This is a genomic window from Streptomyces sp. NPDC047061 (genome assembly GCF_040643955.1).
Taxonomy (GTDB): domain Bacteria; phylum Actinomycetota; class Actinomycetes; order Streptomycetales; family Streptomycetaceae; genus Streptomyces.
Window position 1 is genome coordinate 1 of the sequence record NZ_JBEYVI010000024.1, and the last position, 16,755, is coordinate 16,755.

Consider the following 16,755-nt stretch of genomic DNA (forward strand, 5'->3'; position numbering starts at 1 on the left):
CAGTTCCCCGCGCCCCTTACAGGAGCGGTTCGGCAGCGCCCCGTAAGGGGCGCGGGGAACTGCGCGCCAAGCCACGACGGACCCGCAGTGGACGACGGCGCTTAGCCCCCCATAGGGGCGCGGGGAACTGCGCGACCAGCCCCCACCCGTCCGCAGCCGACGAACCGGCCGCCACCACCCCCCTCGGCCTACCTCCCCAGCGCGGCCAGTTCCTTCGCCGCCTCCGTCAGGTCCTTCGCCGTGTCGATCGCGCGCCAGTACGCCCCCTGGGGAATCGGGAACCCGGCCAGCCGCCGGCTCCGGGCGAGGTGGGGGAAGGTGGTCCGCTCGTGGTCCCCGCGCTCGGGCAGCATGTCGGCGAACTCCGGGGAGAAGACGTAGACACCGGCGTTGATCTCGAACGTCGACGGCGGCGCCTCGATGAAGTCGGTGATGTGCCCGAAGCCGTCGGTCTGCACGGCGCCCCAGGGGATCCGCGGCCGCGCCAGCGCCAGCGTCGCCACCGCGTCCCGCTCCGTGTGGAAGTCGGCCATGTCGCGCAGCGAGAACCGCGTCCAGATGTCGCCGTTCGTGGCGTACCAGGGCCGGTCGCTGTGGGGGAGATGCGCGGCCGCGTACTTGAGGCCGCCGCCCCGGCCCAGCGGCTCGGTCTCCACCACCGTGGTGACGGAGAGCGGCAGGTCGGCCTCCGCCAGCCACTTCTGCAGGACTTCGGCGAGGTGGCCGCAGGAGATCACCACGTCGGTGACGCCCTCCTCGGCGAGCCAGGTCAGCTGGTGGCCGATGATCGGCGTGCCCGTACCCGGGATCTCGACCATCGGCTTGGGCCGGTCGTCGGTGTACGGACGAAGCCGTGAGCCCTGGCCACCGGCCAGGACCACGGCTTGAGTGGGGCGCAGCGCGGCGTTCGGATGGGTCATGCCCGAACTGTACGACGCGCCCCGGGGTCGGCTTCCGGCCGCGGGCGGCCCCTTAAGGAGCCGTTACCCACTTCCCAACGGGCGTTAGGACCTCCCCTAGCTGTGCGCGGCCAGCACGCCGGACGCGAAGGAGGTGTCGCAGACCGGGCGGGCGTACGACTGGGCGCGCGAGGCGCCGTAGATCCGCACCGCGGCCCGGCCCAGCGCGCGGGCGATGGACGTGCAGTGCTGGGCCAGCGACGGGTGGCCGTTGACCGCCTGCTGGAGGTGGGTCAGGACCTGGCCCGGGTTCCGGTCCTGGAGCTCGGTCATCAGCTGGTCGCGCAGGACGTCCTGCGGGGCCTCGGCGACGGCCTTGGAGGAGACGCGCGCGTCGGTCACGTCGGTCGCGGTGAGCACCGAGCTCCGCGGGGATCCGGTCCAGTTGACGCGGGTGACCGCGAGGGTCCCGGAGAGCACCAGGACGACGGGCAGGACAAGGGCGAGGGTGCGGCCGATCCGGCGGGCAGGGCCGCCCCGGTGGCCGCGTCGCGTCTGAGGGGTGGTGGAGTGCTTCACGCGTGTGAGGGTAGCGTGCGGTAATGATTTGGCGACATTTAGTCACCGGTTCGGGGGATGGAGAAGTGCCGTGTTTCGGGTACGGGGTTGACGCACACTGCTCGAAAACCACCCGGTTGCCGGGGTAGATCGGGGCAACGGAAAGGGCCCCGCAGCAGGCTGCGGGGCCCTTTCCGTCAACCTGGGTGAATTCACCCTGGTCAGAGGTTTGTTTCCGTGACGCGCCCCCGGCGGGGCGGGTGCCGGTCGCGGGGTCAGTCGGAGAGACGCTCGCCCGTGGACGTCGAGAACACGTGGATCTCGCCCGGCCGCGGCACGACGTGCAGCGTGGCGCCCTTCTCCGGGACCGCGCGGCCGCTGACGCGGACGACCAGGTCCTTGAGGTCGTCGCCGACCTTGGCGCTGCCGTAGACGTAGCCGTCGGCGCCGAGCTCCTCGACGACGTTCACGGAGACCGCGAGACCGGCCGGGGCGTCCTCGGTGTCCTTGGACAGGGAGGCGGCGGCCTCGCCGTTGTGCTCGACGACGTCGAAGTGCTCGGGGCGGACGCCGACGGTGACCGTACGGTCGCCCTTGTCCGCGGCGGCCTGCAGGGCCTCCCGGTTCACCGGCACCACGCTGTTGCCGAACTTCACGCCGCCGTCGGCGATCGGGACCTCGACCAGGTTCATGGCGGGGGAGCCGATGAAGCCGGCGACGAAGAGGTTGGCGGGACGGTCGTACATGTTCCGGGGGGAGTCGACCTGCTGGAGCAGACCGTCCTTGAGGACCGCGACCCGGTCGCCCATCGTCATGGCCTCGACCTGGTCGTGGGTGACGTAGACGGTGGTGATGCCGAGGCGGCGCTGCAGCGACGCGATCTGCGTACGGGTCGAGACACGGAGCTTGGCGTCCAGGTTGGACAGCGGCTCGTCCATGAGGAAGACCTGCGGCTCACGCACGATGGCGCGGCCCATCGCGACACGCTGACGCTGACCACCGGACAGGGCCTTCGGCTTCCGGTCCAGGTATTCGGTCAGGTCGAGGATCTTCGCGGCCTCCTCGACCTTCTGCCGGATCTCCGCCTTGTTGACGCCGGCGATCTTGAGCGCGAAGCCCATGTTGTCGGCGACCGACATGTGCGGGTAGAGGGCGTAGTTCTGGAACACCATGGCGATGTCCCGGTCCTTCGGCGGCAGGTGCGTGACGTCGCGGTCGCCGATGCGGATGGCGCCGCCGTTGACGTCCTCAAGCCCCGCGAGCATCCGGAGCGAGGTGGACTTGCCGCAGCCCGACGGGCCGACCAGGACGAGGAACTCGCCGTCCTCGATCGCGATGTCGAGGCCGTCGACGGCGGGCTTGGTGGAACCCGGGTAGATCCGGGTCGCCTTGTCGAACGTGACAGTGGCCATGGCTCAGAGGCCCCCTTCTACCGGCAGGAACGTGCCGGACGATCCGTTGTAGGAAGGTGGTTGGTGTAGTCCACGCGAGTGAACTGGCTCTGGACGGTACCTGGCGTTCACCCCGTATGTCAGTACCTGGAGGCGTGTGAACTTCGCGGAAATTTTCGACAGGCGCCGTCCGGGACCTGGGTACACTGCACAGGCGCGTGACCACCACACCCACGTGCAGGCCTCCTTAGCTCAGCTGGCCAGAGCAACGCACTTGTAATGCGTAGGTCGTCGGTTCGAATCCGACAGGGGGCTCCACCATCGATGCCGGCAGGCCGTCGGAGTGCCGTCTGCCCTGGCGTGCGCAGGTGCCGTTCGCGCCTTCTTCGCGCGCTCTCGCGCGCTCCGCGGATCGACGTATTCTCCTTCGCCGGCCGGATCTTTTCGACGTAATTCGTTCTCCGCGGCGAATGTGTGCTGCATCATGATGGGCATTCTGGGGTTCACCTCGGTGCGCGAAATATGCCGTAGGTGAAAACGCAAGGGGGGATAATGTCGAAAAGAGATCGAAAGCCTGTCCAGAGGCTGGCTTTAGCGGCCTCGCTCGGCCTGCTGGGTGTTTCGGTCATCGGTACGTCGGCCTCGGCCGCCGAGCCCGTGACGCAGACGTCGTGCTCCGACTACACGAACAGCAAGGTCTGGCAGACGCGGACGCAGTGGGCCAGGGTGTCCGAACGTGTCTGCCTGGAGTGGACGACGACCAAGGTCAACGGGGCCTGGAAGGTGCGCGGGCGGTGGGAGTTCCGGGTCGACTGGCCGTCCGACTGCACTTTGAGTGTCGGGCTTCCACCGTCCGGCGGGATTTCCTGTCCGGCCGGACGCGCGTTGAAGAACCCGAGCCTGGCATTCAAGAACGTGATCATCGACGGCGGGTGGAAGGAAGGGGCGGGGGCGACCAGGACCGGGCGTTGCCAATTCCAGAACCGGTATGCCAGCCGTATGAACCGGTCCGCCTATGTGCAAGGCTGCAGCGGCCCTTGGATGGTAGGCCGCAAGGGAAGTTCCTTCGTCATTTCCATGTCGGCCCAGGGAGACGTGGCCGACGACGGGGACGGCGAGAAGTTCCTGGGTGACTGGATCAGCCAGCCGTGGACCTGGGACTAGGCGGCAGGGAAGACAGTGAGCCCCCGGGCTGGCGCGGAGCCGGCCCGGGGGCTCTTCCGTCGTTCAGGCGGTGACCGTCCGCGTCGCACTGCTGGTTGCCGTGCCGTCCTTGTGGCCCGTGCGGTGGGCCGTGACCTTCACGGTGATCTTCTTGCCCTTCTGGGCCGCCTTCAGGGTCAGCGTGGACCGGGTGGCGCCGCTGACCGCCTTGCCGTTCGCGTACCACTGGTACGTGTACGACGTCGGCGCCGGGCTCCAGGTGCCGTGCGCCGCCGTCAGCTTCCTGCCGACCTTGGCGGTGCCGCTGACCGTCGGTGCCTTGGTCGCCTTCGGCGCGTCCCCCTTCGCGACCGTCACCGCGCCCGAGGTCGCCGACCCGCTCTGCCAGCCGCTCTTCGCGGCCGTCACGGTCACGGTGAGCTTCTTGCCGAGCAGGGCCGCCGGGACGGTGTACGTCGAGGCGGTCGCGCCGGATATCGCCTTGCCGTCGGCCTTCCACTGGTACGTGTAGGACGCGGGGGCGGTCGACCAGCCGCCGGTGGTGGCCGTGAGCCTGGCGCCGACCTTGGCCGTGCCGGTGATCTTCGGGTCGGCCGTGCTGGTCAGCTGGGGCTGGGTCACCGTGAAGGCGCCGCGCGGGTACTCGCAGCACGTGGTGAACACGCTGACGTTCCAGGTGCCGGCCGCCACGCCGGTCAGGTCCAGGGTCGCGGTCACGGAGCGGTTGTCGGCGGCGACCGAGTCGGCCTTGGCCGAGACGGTCTTGCCGGACAGGCTCAGCCGCACCTCCGTGTTGGGGCCGAGGGCCGTGCCGGTGACGGTGACCTTGACCTTCGTGCCGCTGACGCCGGTGGCCGGGCCGATCCCCGTGACGCTCTCCTTGTCGGTGCCGCAGAGGGTCGACGAGCAGGCCAGCCGGGCGCTGTAGGCGGTGCTGGACGCGGTCTCGGGCAGGCCGAGCACGAACACCGTCGGGGTGGCCCCCGAGGACGAGCCGAGTGCGGCGCAGTCGTAGCCCGCGCCGTTCGAGCCGATGTAGTAGGTGCAGCCGTTGCGCCAGGACGCCGGGGTGTACAGGGCCGGTACGGCCGTCGCGGTCGCGCCGGTGGTGTCCTTGATGTCGGCCGAGAAGCGGTCGTAGCCGGCGGTCGGCAGGACCGCGCAGACGGCGCTGTGCGCCTCGTCGAGGGTGCCGGTGACCGGGCCGTAGCCGTACGACACCGACGGGACCCTGGTGCACTCGGGCGCGGGGCCGTCGGCGGTCGCGATGCGCAGGGCGTCCAGGTGGTACTCGGGTGCGGCCTTCAGCGAGACCGGGGTCTGCACCAGGACCTGGTGGGTGGTGGAACCCGTGACCGCGCAGGCGCTGTTGCGGTACGAGCACTCGGTCTTTCCGTCGCCGCCGATCACCGCGATGTTCGCCGTGCCCAGCGCGTCCCGCACGTTGACGTGGAGGACGTCGCTTGCGGCGTCGGTGGTGATCTGGTGGCAGTTCAGGGTGCCGGGTTCGCCGTACGCGCCGGTCAGGGACGGGCCGCCGACCGTGGCCGCCGCGGTCTTCGCACAGCCCGCGGCGGAGGCGCTCGCGCTGACGTCGCGTCGGGTCAGCGTGTAGCCGGCGGTCTGGTCCCGGCCGGTGACCAGCACGGTGTGGGCCAGGCCCGGGGTGAGCCCGCACACCGTCCAGCCGTTGGTGGTGGCGGAGCGGTTGCAGACCTGCTTGCCGGTGGAGTCCAGCACCGAGAACTGTGCGGCTACGCCGCCGGAGGTGGCGATCAACTGGAAGACCTCGGCGCCGGTGTGGGCGTCGGCGGGGATGGTCAGGCACCGGGAGAAGACGCCGTCGCCGGTGGCGAACGCGGCGTTCGCACCGTCGGCGGTGAAGCTGCCGGCGGGCAGCACGGGGCAGTCGCCGGCCGCGTCGGTGCGGTGGAAGACGATCGTGTACGGGCCGACCGCGTCCGCTCCGGAGTCCTCGGTGTGCACCAGCGCCCGGTAGGGGGCCGTGCCGGTCAGTGCGCAGTTGCCGTTCGCCAGTTCCGTCGCGGTGCACTGCGCGGTGCCGGCGGCGTCGAGGACCTGCACGTCGGTGTCGACACCGGAGGCGGCGAGCGGGGTGAGCGCGGCGATCCGGGCGCCCTGCGGGACGTCCAGCGTCAGGCAGTCGTACTGGCCCGGCGTGCTCAACTGGCCCTGGTACACGCCGGTTCCGACCGTCACGCACCCGGAGTCGGAGGCGCGGTCGAGGACGACGAGGTCGTCGTGGACCTCCGCGAAGGCGTACGACTCGTCGAGGACGGCGGTGTAGGTGCCCGCGCCGGGCAGCCGGCAGGGGTCGGTCTCCCGGCAGGCGATCTTCCCGGCCGCGTCGAACACCAGGGCGGGGTCCGAGGAGTCGTCGTCGACCGCGTGGACCAGGAGGGCGGCCGCCTTGCCGACGGTGAAGGTGAAGCAGGGGTCGGCGCCGAAGTCCAGGCCCGTGAGCTTCCCGAAGGGGCGTACGGACGCGGTCCGGCAGCCCTGCGGGTCGGACAGCGAGCGCACCTTGACCGTGTACGTGGCGGGGAAGTCAGCGCTGGGCACCTGGGAGAGCACCCGGTAGGGGCCGTCGCCGGGCAGTACGCAGCTGAGGGTGTCCTCGTCGTCCTCGGTGATCCGCGGGCAGATACGGGCCCCGCTCGCGTCGGTGATCCAGGCGACCACGTCGCCGTAGGCCTTGGTGCCCCGGGAGAGCAGGACGCGTTCGCCGGGGGTGCCCTGGAAGGCCTGGCAGTCGACCTCCAGCGGGCTCACCGAGGTCCGGGCGGTCGTGGGCAGGTCCCAGCCGGTGCCGACGGAGTCGAAGCAGCCCGACGTGTCCGACCCGAGCGGGACGACGGTGACCTGGGCGTCCTCCGGGTCCCCCCAGCCGCTGTTGACGACCGTGACGGTGTAGGTGCCGGCCGCGGGCACCTGGCAGCGGCCCTGCTCGGAGGACTGCTCGTCGTAGCAGTCCACCTGGGTGCCGTCCGCGGCGGACATCTGCGTGTACGCGTTGTTGTGGCTGTCGTCCAGCGACACCAGGTAGCGGCCCGCCGCCGGGACGGTCACGGTGAAGCAGGCGCTCTCGCGGGCCGGGACGGTCGCCCTGCCGACGGCGTCCCCCGGGTCGCCGAAGGACGCGAGGGCGAGCGGCGCGCACACCGGGTCGTCGGCGCGGGCGGAACCGGCGCCGGTGAGGGTGAACAGCGAGGCGAGCAGGGGTACGACGAGGACCGTCACGGCGGTGAGCCGCCAGGTTCTCGCCGTCGTGCCGAAATCGGTGCCGGGCACGGGGTGCACCATCAATTCCCCCCTGGAATACGGATGTTGGGGCGATGGTCGCACACAGGTGTGACACAGCCTCAACGGGTTTCCCGGGGCGCCCGTGTCCGGAGGGGCGGTGCGGTGGGTCAGTGCCGTCCCGCCACCCGGTCCGCGAGCCGGGCCAGGCGGGACGACTCGGTGCTCGGGTGGAGCCGTTCGCGCTGGTCGGCGGCGCGGTAGGTGGCGTACATGCCCTGGACGCCGAGCCAGCGGAAGGGCTCCGGCTCCCACTTGCGGACCTTGTGGTTCACCCAGGGGAGTTCGGTCAGGGCGGTGCGGCCGGCCTGGCCGGAGTCGAGCCGGACGAGGTCGCGGAGGGTGCGGGCCGCGAGGTTGGTGGTGGCGACCCCGGAGCCGACGTAGCCGCCCGCCCAGCCGAGCCCCGTCGTACGGTCCAGGGTGACGGTCGCGCACCAGTCCCGCGGCACCCCGAGCACCCCCGACCAGGCGTGCTCGACCGCGACACCCGCCAGGGAGGGGAAGAACCGCACGAGGATCTCCCGCAGCGCCTCGATCGTCGCGTCCTGCGTGCGGCCGTCGTTGTCCGTCCGCGAGCCGAATCGGTACGGCACCCCGCGCCCGCCGAGCGCGATCCGCCCGTCGGCCGTGCGCTGCGCGTACATGTACGCGTGCGCCATGTCGCCCAGCGTCTCCCGGCCCTCCCAGCCGACCGACGCCCACTGCTCCGCCGTCAGCGGCTCGGTGGCGATCATCGAGGAGTTCATCGGCAGCCAGGTGCGCTTCTGGCCCCTGAGGTTCGCGGTGAAGCCCTCGGTGCAGCGCAGGATGTACGGGGCGCTGACCGTGCCGTACGGGGTGACGGCGTGCCGGGGCCGGATCTCGGTCACCGGGGTGGACTCGTGGATGTCCACGCCGAGTGCCTCCACGGCCGCCACCAGGCCCTTCACCAGCTTCACCGGGTGGAGGCGGGCGCCGTGCGGGGTCCAGGTGCCGCCCACCGCGTCGGCGACGCGGATCCGCTCCCGGGTCTCCCCGGCGCCGTACAGCTCACGGTCCTTCTCGCCGTACGACAGCTCGTGCTCGTGGAAGGCCTTCAGCCGGGCCAGCTGGGCCGGGGTGGTGGCGACCTCCAGCACCCCGCCCTTGTGCAGGTCGGCGTCGATCCCCTCGGCCGCGGCGACCGCCACAACCTCGTCGACGGTCTCGTTCATGGCCTTCTGCAGCCGTACGGCGGCCTCCTGGCCGTGCAGCGCGGCGTACCGGTCGCGGCCGGCGATGCCGTTGTAGAGCCAGCCGCCGTTGCGGCCGGAGGCGCCGTAGCCGCAGAACTTCTGCTCCAGGACGGTGACCCGGAGGAAGGGGGCGGCCTTCTTCAGGTAGTACGCGGTCCACAGGCCGGTGTAGCCGCCGCCCACGATCACCACGTCCGCCGAGGTGTCCCCGGCGAGCGGCTCCCGTACCGCCGGGAGGCCGTCGTCCGCGTACCAGAAGGAGATGCCGCCGTTGACGACGCTGCCTGCCGACCTGCTTGCCGAACTGCTCATGTGCGGACGTTAACCCTTGAGCGCGGCCAGTGTCTCCTTCGGATTCCATGCTTTTCCACGCCCTCTGACCAGCGGATAGCAGCCGAGACCGATCAGCGCGGCGACGAAGTGTCCCAGGTCGGTGAAGGTCGGCGACTCGGTCAGCGGCAGTCCGTAGACGAGGAGGACGGCCGCGAGGTACGGATACCGCCAGGGCGCCACGATCCGGTACGTGAGCACCGCGATCACCCCGGCCAGCGCGTAACTCACCCCGATGTCCAGGGTGTTGACCGCGGAGTGCGGGGCGATGCCGTCGTGGATCCCCTTCAGCAGCGCGCCCTCGCTGATCAGGGTGGCCAGGACGTGCGCGACCACGCACACCGCCAGCCAGCGGACCGTCCCCAGCCAGCGTTCCGCCGGCGCGTGGAAGACGGTGTAGAGGAAGGCGTACGGCACCCAGTGCCCGCCGTCGATCCACATCGCGCTGGCGACCAGCACCCGCACCGGGTTGTCCGACAGCTCACGGATGTTGGTGGACCGCTGCCGCAGGAACTGCTGCTCGAACTCCGGTGACATGTGGTGCAGCGCGACGGTCGTCACGAAGAGAATCGCCAGCCAGACGTACGTGCCGGGGGCGCTGCGGACACACGCCCACACCCTGTTGCCGAGGCCCCGGAAAAATCCCATGAGGCGATTCACGCACGGTCGTAGCGCCGGGTGGGTGAGTGACATTCCGGATGATCCGATCGCCCGAGGGGGCGGGGGCTGCGCGGTCGGGCGGCTGCGGCGCCGTCGTGGCTGGTCGCGCAGTTCCCCGCGCCCCCTAGGTTGGCGTGCGCGTCGTTGCTTTTAGGGGCGCGGGGAACTGCGCGAGCAACCCACCACGACCCGCACTCCGCATCGCACCGGCACCCCGGCGGCCCTTCACGGCACGGCCGCTCCGCTCCCGGTCACGGTTCCAGGATCACCTTTCCGATGGTCGCCCGGGTCTCCAGGGCACGGTGTGCGGTCGCCGCCTCGGCCAGCGGGAAGCGGGTCAGAGCCGGCCGCAGGCGGCCGTGGGCGGCTTCCGCGAGGGCGCGGAGTTCGAGGGTGCGGAGCGGGTCGGGGCCGCCGGTCCGGCGGAGCATCGCGGGGCCGAGCAAGGACTCGGACACCCCCTCCACGAAGTGGCCGCCGCCGCGCGCGATCCCCTCCGCCGACCAGCCGAAGACGAGGTGCCGGCCGCCCTCGCCGAGCAGCGCGACGGCCTCCCGGGCGACCTCGCTGCCGACGCCGTCGAGGACGACGGTGACCGGTCCGGAGCGGGCGCGCACCTCGGCGGGCCAGCCGGGATCGTCGGCAGCACGGTCGGCCGGGGCGCCGGGCCCTGGTGGCCCTGGCGCAGCGAGGTGTCGAGCAGATGGACACCGGCCGCGGCGACGGCGATCCGCACCTGGCCCGGACCCGGCACGGGGTCCGGCACCTTCTCGTGGACGAGGTTCTCGGCAGGGCCGAAGGCATGCAGAACGATGGCGTGCACAGGGACTCCCCGGGCGATGGCTGACGCGACCGACGCCCCGACTCTTCGCCCTCAAGCGCACTTGAGGTCAAGGACGGGCCGCTCTCCCCGCCCGCCCGGGCCGCGGGGATTGTCAGTGGGGGCCTGCACTATGGGGGCATGGCGAGGACAGCGGCCGGTGGGGCCGGCGGAGGCAGGGTGAAGAGTGCGCGGCGGCCGGAGGTGCGGCTGCCCGAGCTGGAGCCCTGGGGCGGTGGTGAGCTGGAGCCGGACGGGGACTACGACGGGCTGGAGTTCCGGGAGGCGGACTTCGTCGGGCAGGACGGGGCGGGCGCCCGGTTCATGGACTGCGCGCTGCGGGACTGCGCCTTCGACGAGACGGGACTGCGGCACGCGCGCCTGCTGGACACGGTCCTCACGGGGGCGAGAGGAGTCGGCACCGACCTGGCCGATGCGACCCTGCGCGACGTCGAGCTGGTCGACGCCCGGCTGGGCGGCACCCAGCTGCACGGTGCCGTCCTGGAGCGTGTGGTGATCCGCGGCGGCAAGATCGACTACCTCAACCTGCGCACGGCCAGGCTGAGAGACGTGGTCTTCGAGGGGTGCGTGCTGGTCGAACCGGACTTCGGCGACGCGGTCCTGGAGCGGGTCGAGTTCACCGGCTGCACCCTGAAGGCGGCGGACTTCAGAGGGGTGACGATGAAGGACGTCGACCTGCGGGGCGCTGCGGAACTGGGCATCGCGAGCGGTGTGGAGCGCCTGTCCGGGGCCGTGATCAGCACGTCCCAACTACTGGACCTGGCCCCGGTGCTGGCGGCCCAGCTGGGAATCCGCGTGGAGGATTGACCAACCCCGACGACAGCGTGCCCCGCAAGGGGCGCGGGGCCGTGTCGATGTGCGGCTGCCGCCGCGTGGGCGCGACCAGCCCCCACCGACCCGCACCCGCGAACCGGCCGAAACCCTCAATCCTGGGGCGTGGCCGCGGCCGCCTTCCGCACGCCCAGATGGTCGTCCGGATCCTGGAGCCGGTCCGGCTGCGCAGCAAGCACGCGGCGGACCACCGGCTCCGGCATCCGGATCACCACCGGCCGCGGCAGGGTCAGCTCCCGCACGGCGGTGCCGGTACGGCCCGACCGCACCCGGTTGGTCACCCTCGCCACCACCCGCACGTCCAGTGTGAACTGCACCAGCACCGACGCGGACTTGGGCTTGTGCAGCGGCATCGAACCCGACGCGTTCACCGCCGCGTCGGCCGCGCCGCCCGAGCCGCCGGCGTTGCCCATCAGCTGGTTCAGGCGGAACTCGTCGGCGTTGAGCAGCCCCGCGCCCGCCAGCCCGCGTGTCGACCTGCCGTGGTCGGCGGAGCTCAGACCGTCCGTCTGGGTGGGCCGGGGCGCGTCCAGGTGGCTCTGACCCACCGTCTCGAAGGTCATCTTGTCGCCGACGCCCAGCACCCGCCCGTCCCGCAGCCGCGCGTGCAGGGACGCCCGCAGGTCCTGGCCCTCCGCCCCGGTGGCGTGCACCGGCGGCAGCTCCGCCCCGGCCGAGGTCAGCAGCGGCAGCGCCGCGATCAGCCACTCGGTGGAGACGGCCTCCTGCAGGGTGTACGCGGCGGCCTGGCCCTTGGCCCGGAAGCGGTCGCCGCCGCCCGCCTCCCGGACCGCGGAGCCGACCAGCTCCCGTACCTGCGGGGCCCCTTGGAAACCGTTCACCTGTGCCTCCATCGGCAGCCGCACACCGCCGGAGCGCCAGCTGCCGAGCGCGGCCGGGCGGTCGTCCCCGGGACCGGGAGCCGGAGCCACCGGCCGCCGGCGGGGCGCGGTCAGCCGGGCGAGGGCGGCCAGGTCCTGGTCCAGGACGCGGTGGGTCAGTGCCTGGCGGCCCAGCGAGACCAGCGCGATCCGGCGGTCGCCCCGGTGCAGTTCGAGGGTCGCCTCGATCGGCACCCGTACCTTCGACGACTTCGCGGTCTTCGCCTCCGCGACCGTCTTCATGCCGAGCTGGCCGCGGCTCGCCGTCCCGGAGCGCCGCGAGCCGCCCGAGCCGACGCCGAGGCCCGCCCCACCGCCCGTGCTCTTCAGCTGCCCGACCCCGCCGTCCGGTTTGCCGGAGCCGGCGAGGATCCCCTCCACGCCGGTCGTCACGCCCTCGTCGTGGGAGGCGGCCTGTTGGGCCACGGCCGCGGTGATGTACTCCATGTCCCGGCCGTCGTCCGCCGCGCCGTCGTAGGCGCCGTCGCCCAGCCGGTTGACCTTGAACACCGCCCAGTACGGAGTTCTGCGGCCGTCGAACAGCTCGACGGTGACCCCGCCGTCCATCGCGCCGGACAGCAGTCCCGCGCTGCCGTCGCGGTCCAGGACGCGCAGCAGTCGCTGCACGTTGTCGTTGCGGTCCGCCAGCTGCCGCCGGGGCAGCAGGTCGTCGGCGAGACCCTGCTGCCCGCTCTCCGCGAGGCGGGTGCGGAGCCGGGCCAGCAGCGGCACGAAGTTCGGCAGGTTCTCGACCATGCCGAAGCCGAGGGGCAGCGCGCGGGCGAAGGACGGGCCGGTGGCGCGGGGCGGCGCGGCCGTGGTCGACCCGGTCGCCGTCTCCGCGGCGCGGCTCCCCTCCCGGGCCTCGCGCTCGGCGCCCGCCCGGGAACTCTCGGCCGCCCGTGAGCTCTCGGCCGTCCGGGAACTCTCCGCCGCCCGTGCGCTCTCGCCCGTCCGGGGACTCTCGGGCGCCCGGGAGTTCTCCGCCGGTCGCTGTCCCGGCTGCCGGGGCGAGGACATCAGGGCAGGCTCGGGGTCGAGCTTCAGCCGGCGCCTGATCGGCGCCGGCAGCTGCGCCTCCGTCAGCCACACCGCCGCCTCGGCCGGCAGGGTGCGGGCGGCCGTCGCCACGTAGGGGCCGCCGCCGGTGACCTTGACCTCGGCGACCATGGTGACGAGCAGGTCGCACTGGACCAGGTAGAGCGGTGCCTTCTTCGGGGTGTGGGCGTTGCGCTCGACCGTGCCGGACAGGGCCGCGGACCGGGAGTCGCCCTCGCCGGCGGTGCGGCTCCCGGAGAGGCCCTGGCCCAGGCGCCACTCGGCACCGTTCTCCGAGCCGGTGGCGCCGAACTGCCAGGTGCTGGTGGTGCCCTGCCCCTCCTGACCGGCCGCCTGGTGGCCGCCGAGCACGAAGGTCTCGGTGCCGGGCCCCGCGCCCCGGTGCAGGAACCTCGGGTTGGTCAGTGTGAGCCGGGTGCCCACGGCCCCGTTCAGGGCGGCGAGCCGGCGCGGATAGCGCAGGTTCTTCACCACCCACCCGGAGGACGCGGCCTGCCGCAGCGACGCCGTGATGGCCTGCGGCCCGAACCGCTCCTCGATCGCCAGCCGCGGCGCGAGCCCCTCCGTCTGCAGCGCGGAATCCTCGCGGACGCCCTTGTTGCGGGCGGCGGCCCGGGACAGCAGCTGGAAGGCGAGGTCGCGGACGGCCTGGCCGTCGCCGACCGTCTCCACCAGCTGCCAGTCCCGCAGCGCCTGCCCGACGGACGGCCGGGGCACGAGCGTGGCCAGGTCGCCGATGCCCTCGGCGGTGACGGCGTGCTCGGGCCGCGCGGCCTGCGCCCGCCGCCGGTCGCCCACCGCGTCCTGCCGCCGCTTGCCCTCCTCGTCGAGGGTGAACTCGGTGGGGGTGACGAGCCGTACGTCCTGCTCGTCCAGGTGCAGCCCGGCCAGCTGCCTCGGCTCGGGCGCGTCCTGGCCTGGGGAGCCGGGGGTGAGGGCGCGGCCGAGCTTGCGCTGCCGGGAGGTCATGGTGACGTCGACGTCGAGGCGCAGGGCCGCCCCGAAGGTGCTCGCCTTCTCGGAGCCGTTGGTGAGGACGTCCGTGCGGGTGGTGGGGCCGGCCTGGTTGCGGCGGGTGCCGGAGCTGTGCCGCTCGTAGCGCGCCGAGCCGGTGAGGATGCCGGGGACGATCCTGGCCTGCGCGAGCGCGAGACCGCCGATCGAGCGCGAACTGCCGCGTCCGCTCTGCGCGTTGCCGGTGACACCGGAGTGGCTGCGGACCAGCCAGTCGTCGGTGTCGCCGAGGTAGCCGGTCTCGCGGAGCTGCCCTCGGACGCGGAGCTGCACGTCGTGGGAGTGCAGGGTGGTCTTGCGGCGCAGCCGCACCCGGATGCCGGTGGTGGTCAGCTGGTCCTTGTTGACCCGCAGGTTGGTCTCGGACAGGGCGGCCATCAGCTCGCGGTGGTTGCGCCGCTGGAGTGTGGCCTCCTCCTTGCCCGGCGTCGAGGCCACCGCGTCCGTACCGAAGGCGGGCAGGTAGCCGGCCAGCCGGGGATCGGTCGCGAACAGCTCCTGTACGGCCCGCACCATGGGTTTGGTGTCGAGCTGGCTGAGGGTGACGCTGGAGCCCATGGCGCCGAAGGGGAGGTGCCGCTCGACGTCGGTCTCGTCGCCGTTCTCGTCGATCCGCTTCGGCTTCTCGATGAACTCCTTGGTCTTCTTGTCTTTCTTATCTTTCTTGTCCTTTTTATCCTCATCGGCCTCGGTACCCGGCGGCAGCGGCAGCCCGAGCGAGCGCGCCTCGTCGGCCCGCAGGCTCATCCACACCCGCATCGAGTGCCGGGCGACCCGCGTCCCGGGGCGCAGGATCATCTCGGCCGAGCGCGGCCCGGTGCCCTCCGCCGTCAACCGGACGGTCGCGAGGTAGAGCACCTTGTCGCCGCGGACCTCCGCGCCCTGGCGGCTGGTCACGGTCTGCTCGGCCACCGTGAACCGCGCCTTGCGGGCCGCCGCGACCGGCATGGCCGTGCCCCGCAGCACGGCGGCGTTGCCGACCGCGCCGACGCCGATGGCCGGGCCCAGACCGCCGGTGACGGCACGTCCCTTGCCCGCGCTCTCGGTGACCGTGTGCTGGGTCTGCTGGTGGGTGCGCAGCTGGGTGCCGCCGGTGCCCCAGGCGGGGGACATGCCGGTGATCTCGGCGTGCAGGCGGTAGCTGCCGACGCTGCTGCCGTCCTTGGAGGCGAGGTCCTCGCCGGTGACGCCGTCGCGCAGCAGCCGGGGCATGTCCTCCAGGACGGTCGCCGTGGAGGTGGCCTCGTAGAGGCGGCTGCGGCCGGGGGCTCCGGGTGCGGTGAGCGAGGGATGCAGGACGGAGGCGACCGCGTCGAAGAGCCCGCCGCCGCCCTGGTGCGGGGCGGCGGTGTCGGTGACGGCGACCGGGGCCAGGGAGTCGGCGAGCGAGACGCGCCGGGCGGTGTCCGGCTGGACGGCCTGCGGGGCGGCGGGCGCCGCGGTCCCGGCCGGGACGAGGTGTTCGGTGGGCACGCGCTGGGTGAGGGTGCCCGAGCCGTGGAAGGTCTGCGCGGGCTGTGCCGCGTGCTGGGCACCCTGCTTCTTGACCCGTACGCCGTACCGCACCTTGCGGGGCGCCTCGACCGAGCCCTTCTCGCTGCGCAGCACGCGCGGTTCGGCCACGTTGCGCTGGCTGCGGGACTCCCGTGAGGACTGCCAGGGCTGTGCGTTCAGCAGGCCGGCGCCGCCCAGCCACAGCCCCGGTACGACGGGCGCGAGGCCGAAGGCCATGCCGCCGGCGCCCTTGCTCGACCCGCCGCTCGCGGTGGTCGCGACGGTGGTGGCGCTGTTGTGCTGGACGTCGACCTTGGTGTCCTTGCCCTCGGCGTCGTCCAGCGCGGCGAGCGGCGCCCCGTCCGGGTCGGGCACGGTGTTGGCGAGCAGGTCCTCGGGGTGGAAGACCGGCGGCCGGTCGTCGGGGGCGCGGGAGAGGGTGACGGTGACGTCGTACGACTCCTTGCCCTTCGTGCCCTGGACCGTGAAGGCGCGGCCCTGCCCGTAGAACGACTCGGGGCGGCCGGCGAGCTCGGCGGCGATGTCGGCGACCGTGCCGTCGCCGTGCCCGACGACGGCGGCCACCGCGTTCCGTACGAACTCGTGCCCGGTCAGCCCGTACGCCGTGGACAGCCCGGCGGCCTGGAAGTCCATCAGGTACGGCGGCAGCACCAGGCCGGGAGCGGTGTGTTCCTCCGTGATGGGGGCGATGGGGGCCACCGGAGCCACCGGCCGGTTCCGTACCGCCGGCGGCCGCGCGACGCCCTTCCCCTTCACGCTCTCCTTCACGCTCTCCCTTGCGCTCCCCTTCACGTTCCCCTTCGCACCCCGCAGCGCCTGCGCGGTGGCCGCGTTCCCCGCGGTGCCCTGGAGGGCGAGCAGCGCGTGCTCCGTGGGCCCGACCGGTCTCACGGCGTCGACGGGACCGGCGGTGACCGGTGTCCGGGAGGCCTCGGAAGAGGCGTCTTTTCCGCTGTCGCCTGCCTGTCGCTGCGTCCGCACGGAATCAACGTATGAGCGGCCGGGACAGCCGGAACGCCTTCCGCCCACTCCCGCCGCACTTGTCACTTCCGCCTCGGCGGGCGGTCAACTCTC

9 protein-coding genes, 1 tRNA gene and 1 pseudogene are annotated in these 16,755 nt (G+C 72.5%); 3 read left to right on the forward strand and 8 right to left on the reverse strand.

Annotated features, from left to right (window positions below; translation table 11 throughout):
- Positions 1–188 precede the first annotated feature (188 nt).
- The 3 genes from ABZ887_RS29490 to ugpC all read right to left on the reverse strand — a co-directional run bounded on the left by ABZ887_RS29490 (position 189) and on the right by ugpC (position 2,869).
- Positions 189–920, reverse strand: coding sequence for a nucleotidyltransferase family protein (locus tag ABZ887_RS29490; protein ID WP_361295471.1), 732 nt, complete (start codon positions 918–920; stop codon positions 189–191).
- Between the two features lie 96 nt (positions 921–1,016).
- Entirely contained in the window at positions 1,017–1,478 is a 462-nt protein-coding gene (locus ABZ887_RS29495) for a hypothetical protein (protein ID WP_361295474.1), read from the reverse strand.
- 254 nt (positions 1,479–1,732) lie between these two features.
- Positions 1,733–2,869, reverse strand: coding sequence for a sn-glycerol-3-phosphate ABC transporter ATP-binding protein UgpC (gene ugpC, locus ABZ887_RS29500; RefSeq protein ID WP_361295477.1), 1,137 nt, complete (start codon positions 2,867–2,869; stop codon positions 1,733–1,735).
- Between the two features lie 220 nt (positions 2,870–3,089).
- Here ugpC and ABZ887_RS29505 point away from each other — a divergent pair.
- Together ABZ887_RS29505 and ABZ887_RS29510 are read left to right on the forward strand one after the other, a co-directional pair.
- A tRNA-Thr gene (locus ABZ887_RS29505) sits at positions 3,090–3,166 on the forward strand.
- Positions 3,167–3,400: 234 nt separating this feature from the next.
- Positions 3,401–4,012: a hypothetical protein gene (locus ABZ887_RS29510; RefSeq protein ID WP_361295480.1), complete on the forward strand. Its 612-nt coding sequence runs from the start codon at positions 3,401–3,403 to the stop codon at positions 4,010–4,012.
- Between the two features lie 63 nt (positions 4,013–4,075).
- On the opposite strand, the gene ABZ887_RS29515 is transcribed toward ABZ887_RS29510, so the two are convergent.
- The 4 genes and pseudogenes from ABZ887_RS29515 to ABZ887_RS29530 form a co-directional block, all read right to left on the reverse strand.
- A complete protein-coding gene (locus ABZ887_RS29515; RefSeq protein WP_361295483.1) occupies positions 4,076–7,324 on the reverse strand; it encodes a pre-peptidase C-terminal domain-containing protein in 3,249 nt (1,082 codons plus the stop codon).
- 119 nt (positions 7,325–7,443) lie between these two features.
- A complete protein-coding gene (locus tag ABZ887_RS29520) occupies positions 7,444–8,862 on the reverse strand; it encodes an FAD-dependent oxidoreductase (RefSeq protein ID WP_361295486.1) in 1,419 nt (472 codons plus the stop codon).
- A gap of 9 nt (positions 8,863–8,871) precedes the next feature.
- Entirely contained in the window at positions 8,872–9,528 is a 657-nt protein-coding gene (locus tag ABZ887_RS29525; protein ID WP_361295489.1) for a rhomboid-like protein, read from the reverse strand.
- Between the two features lie 263 nt (positions 9,529–9,791).
- Positions 9,792–10,363, reverse strand: a pseudogene (locus tag ABZ887_RS29530) (zinc-binding dehydrogenase).
- 138 nt (positions 10,364–10,501) lie between these two features.
- Between ABZ887_RS29530 and ABZ887_RS29535 the strand changes: the two are divergent.
- Positions 10,502–11,188: a pentapeptide repeat-containing protein gene (locus ABZ887_RS29535; protein ID WP_361295492.1), complete on the forward strand. Its 687-nt coding sequence runs from the start codon at positions 10,502–10,504 to the stop codon at positions 11,186–11,188.
- A gap of 116 nt (positions 11,189–11,304) precedes the next feature.
- On the opposite strand, the gene ABZ887_RS29540 is transcribed toward ABZ887_RS29535, so the two are convergent.
- The gene (locus tag ABZ887_RS29540; protein WP_361295495.1) at positions 11,305–16,662 is read right to left on the reverse strand and encodes a hypothetical protein; all 5,358 of its coding nucleotides are present in this window, start codon (positions 16,660–16,662) and stop codon (positions 11,305–11,307) included.
- Positions 16,663–16,755 lie beyond the last annotated feature (93 nt).

Bases quoted from the DNA above. Each gene is read 5' to 3' on its own strand.
- ABZ887_RS29490 (WP_361295471.1), bottom strand. From the start codon at position 920: ATGACCCATCCGAACGCCGCGCTGCGCCCCACTCAAGCCGTGGTCCTG.
- ugpC (WP_361295477.1), bottom strand. From the start codon at position 2,869: ATGGCCACTGTCACGTTCGACAAGGCGACCCGGATCTACCCGGGTTCC.
- ABZ887_RS29510 (WP_361295480.1), top strand. From the start codon at position 3,401: ATGTCGAAAAGAGATCGAAAGCCTGTCCAGAGGCTGGCTTTAGCGGCC.
- ABZ887_RS29520 (WP_361295486.1), bottom strand. From the start codon at position 8,862: ATGAGCAGTTCGGCAAGCAGGTCGGCAGGCAGCGTCGTCAACGGCGGC.
- ABZ887_RS29525 (WP_361295489.1), bottom strand. From the start codon at position 9,528: ATGGGATTTTTCCGGGGCCTCGGCAACAGGGTGTGGGCGTGTGTCCGC.
- ABZ887_RS29535 (WP_361295492.1), top strand. From the start codon at position 10,502: ATGGCGAGGACAGCGGCCGGTGGGGCCGGCGGAGGCAGGGTGAAGAGT.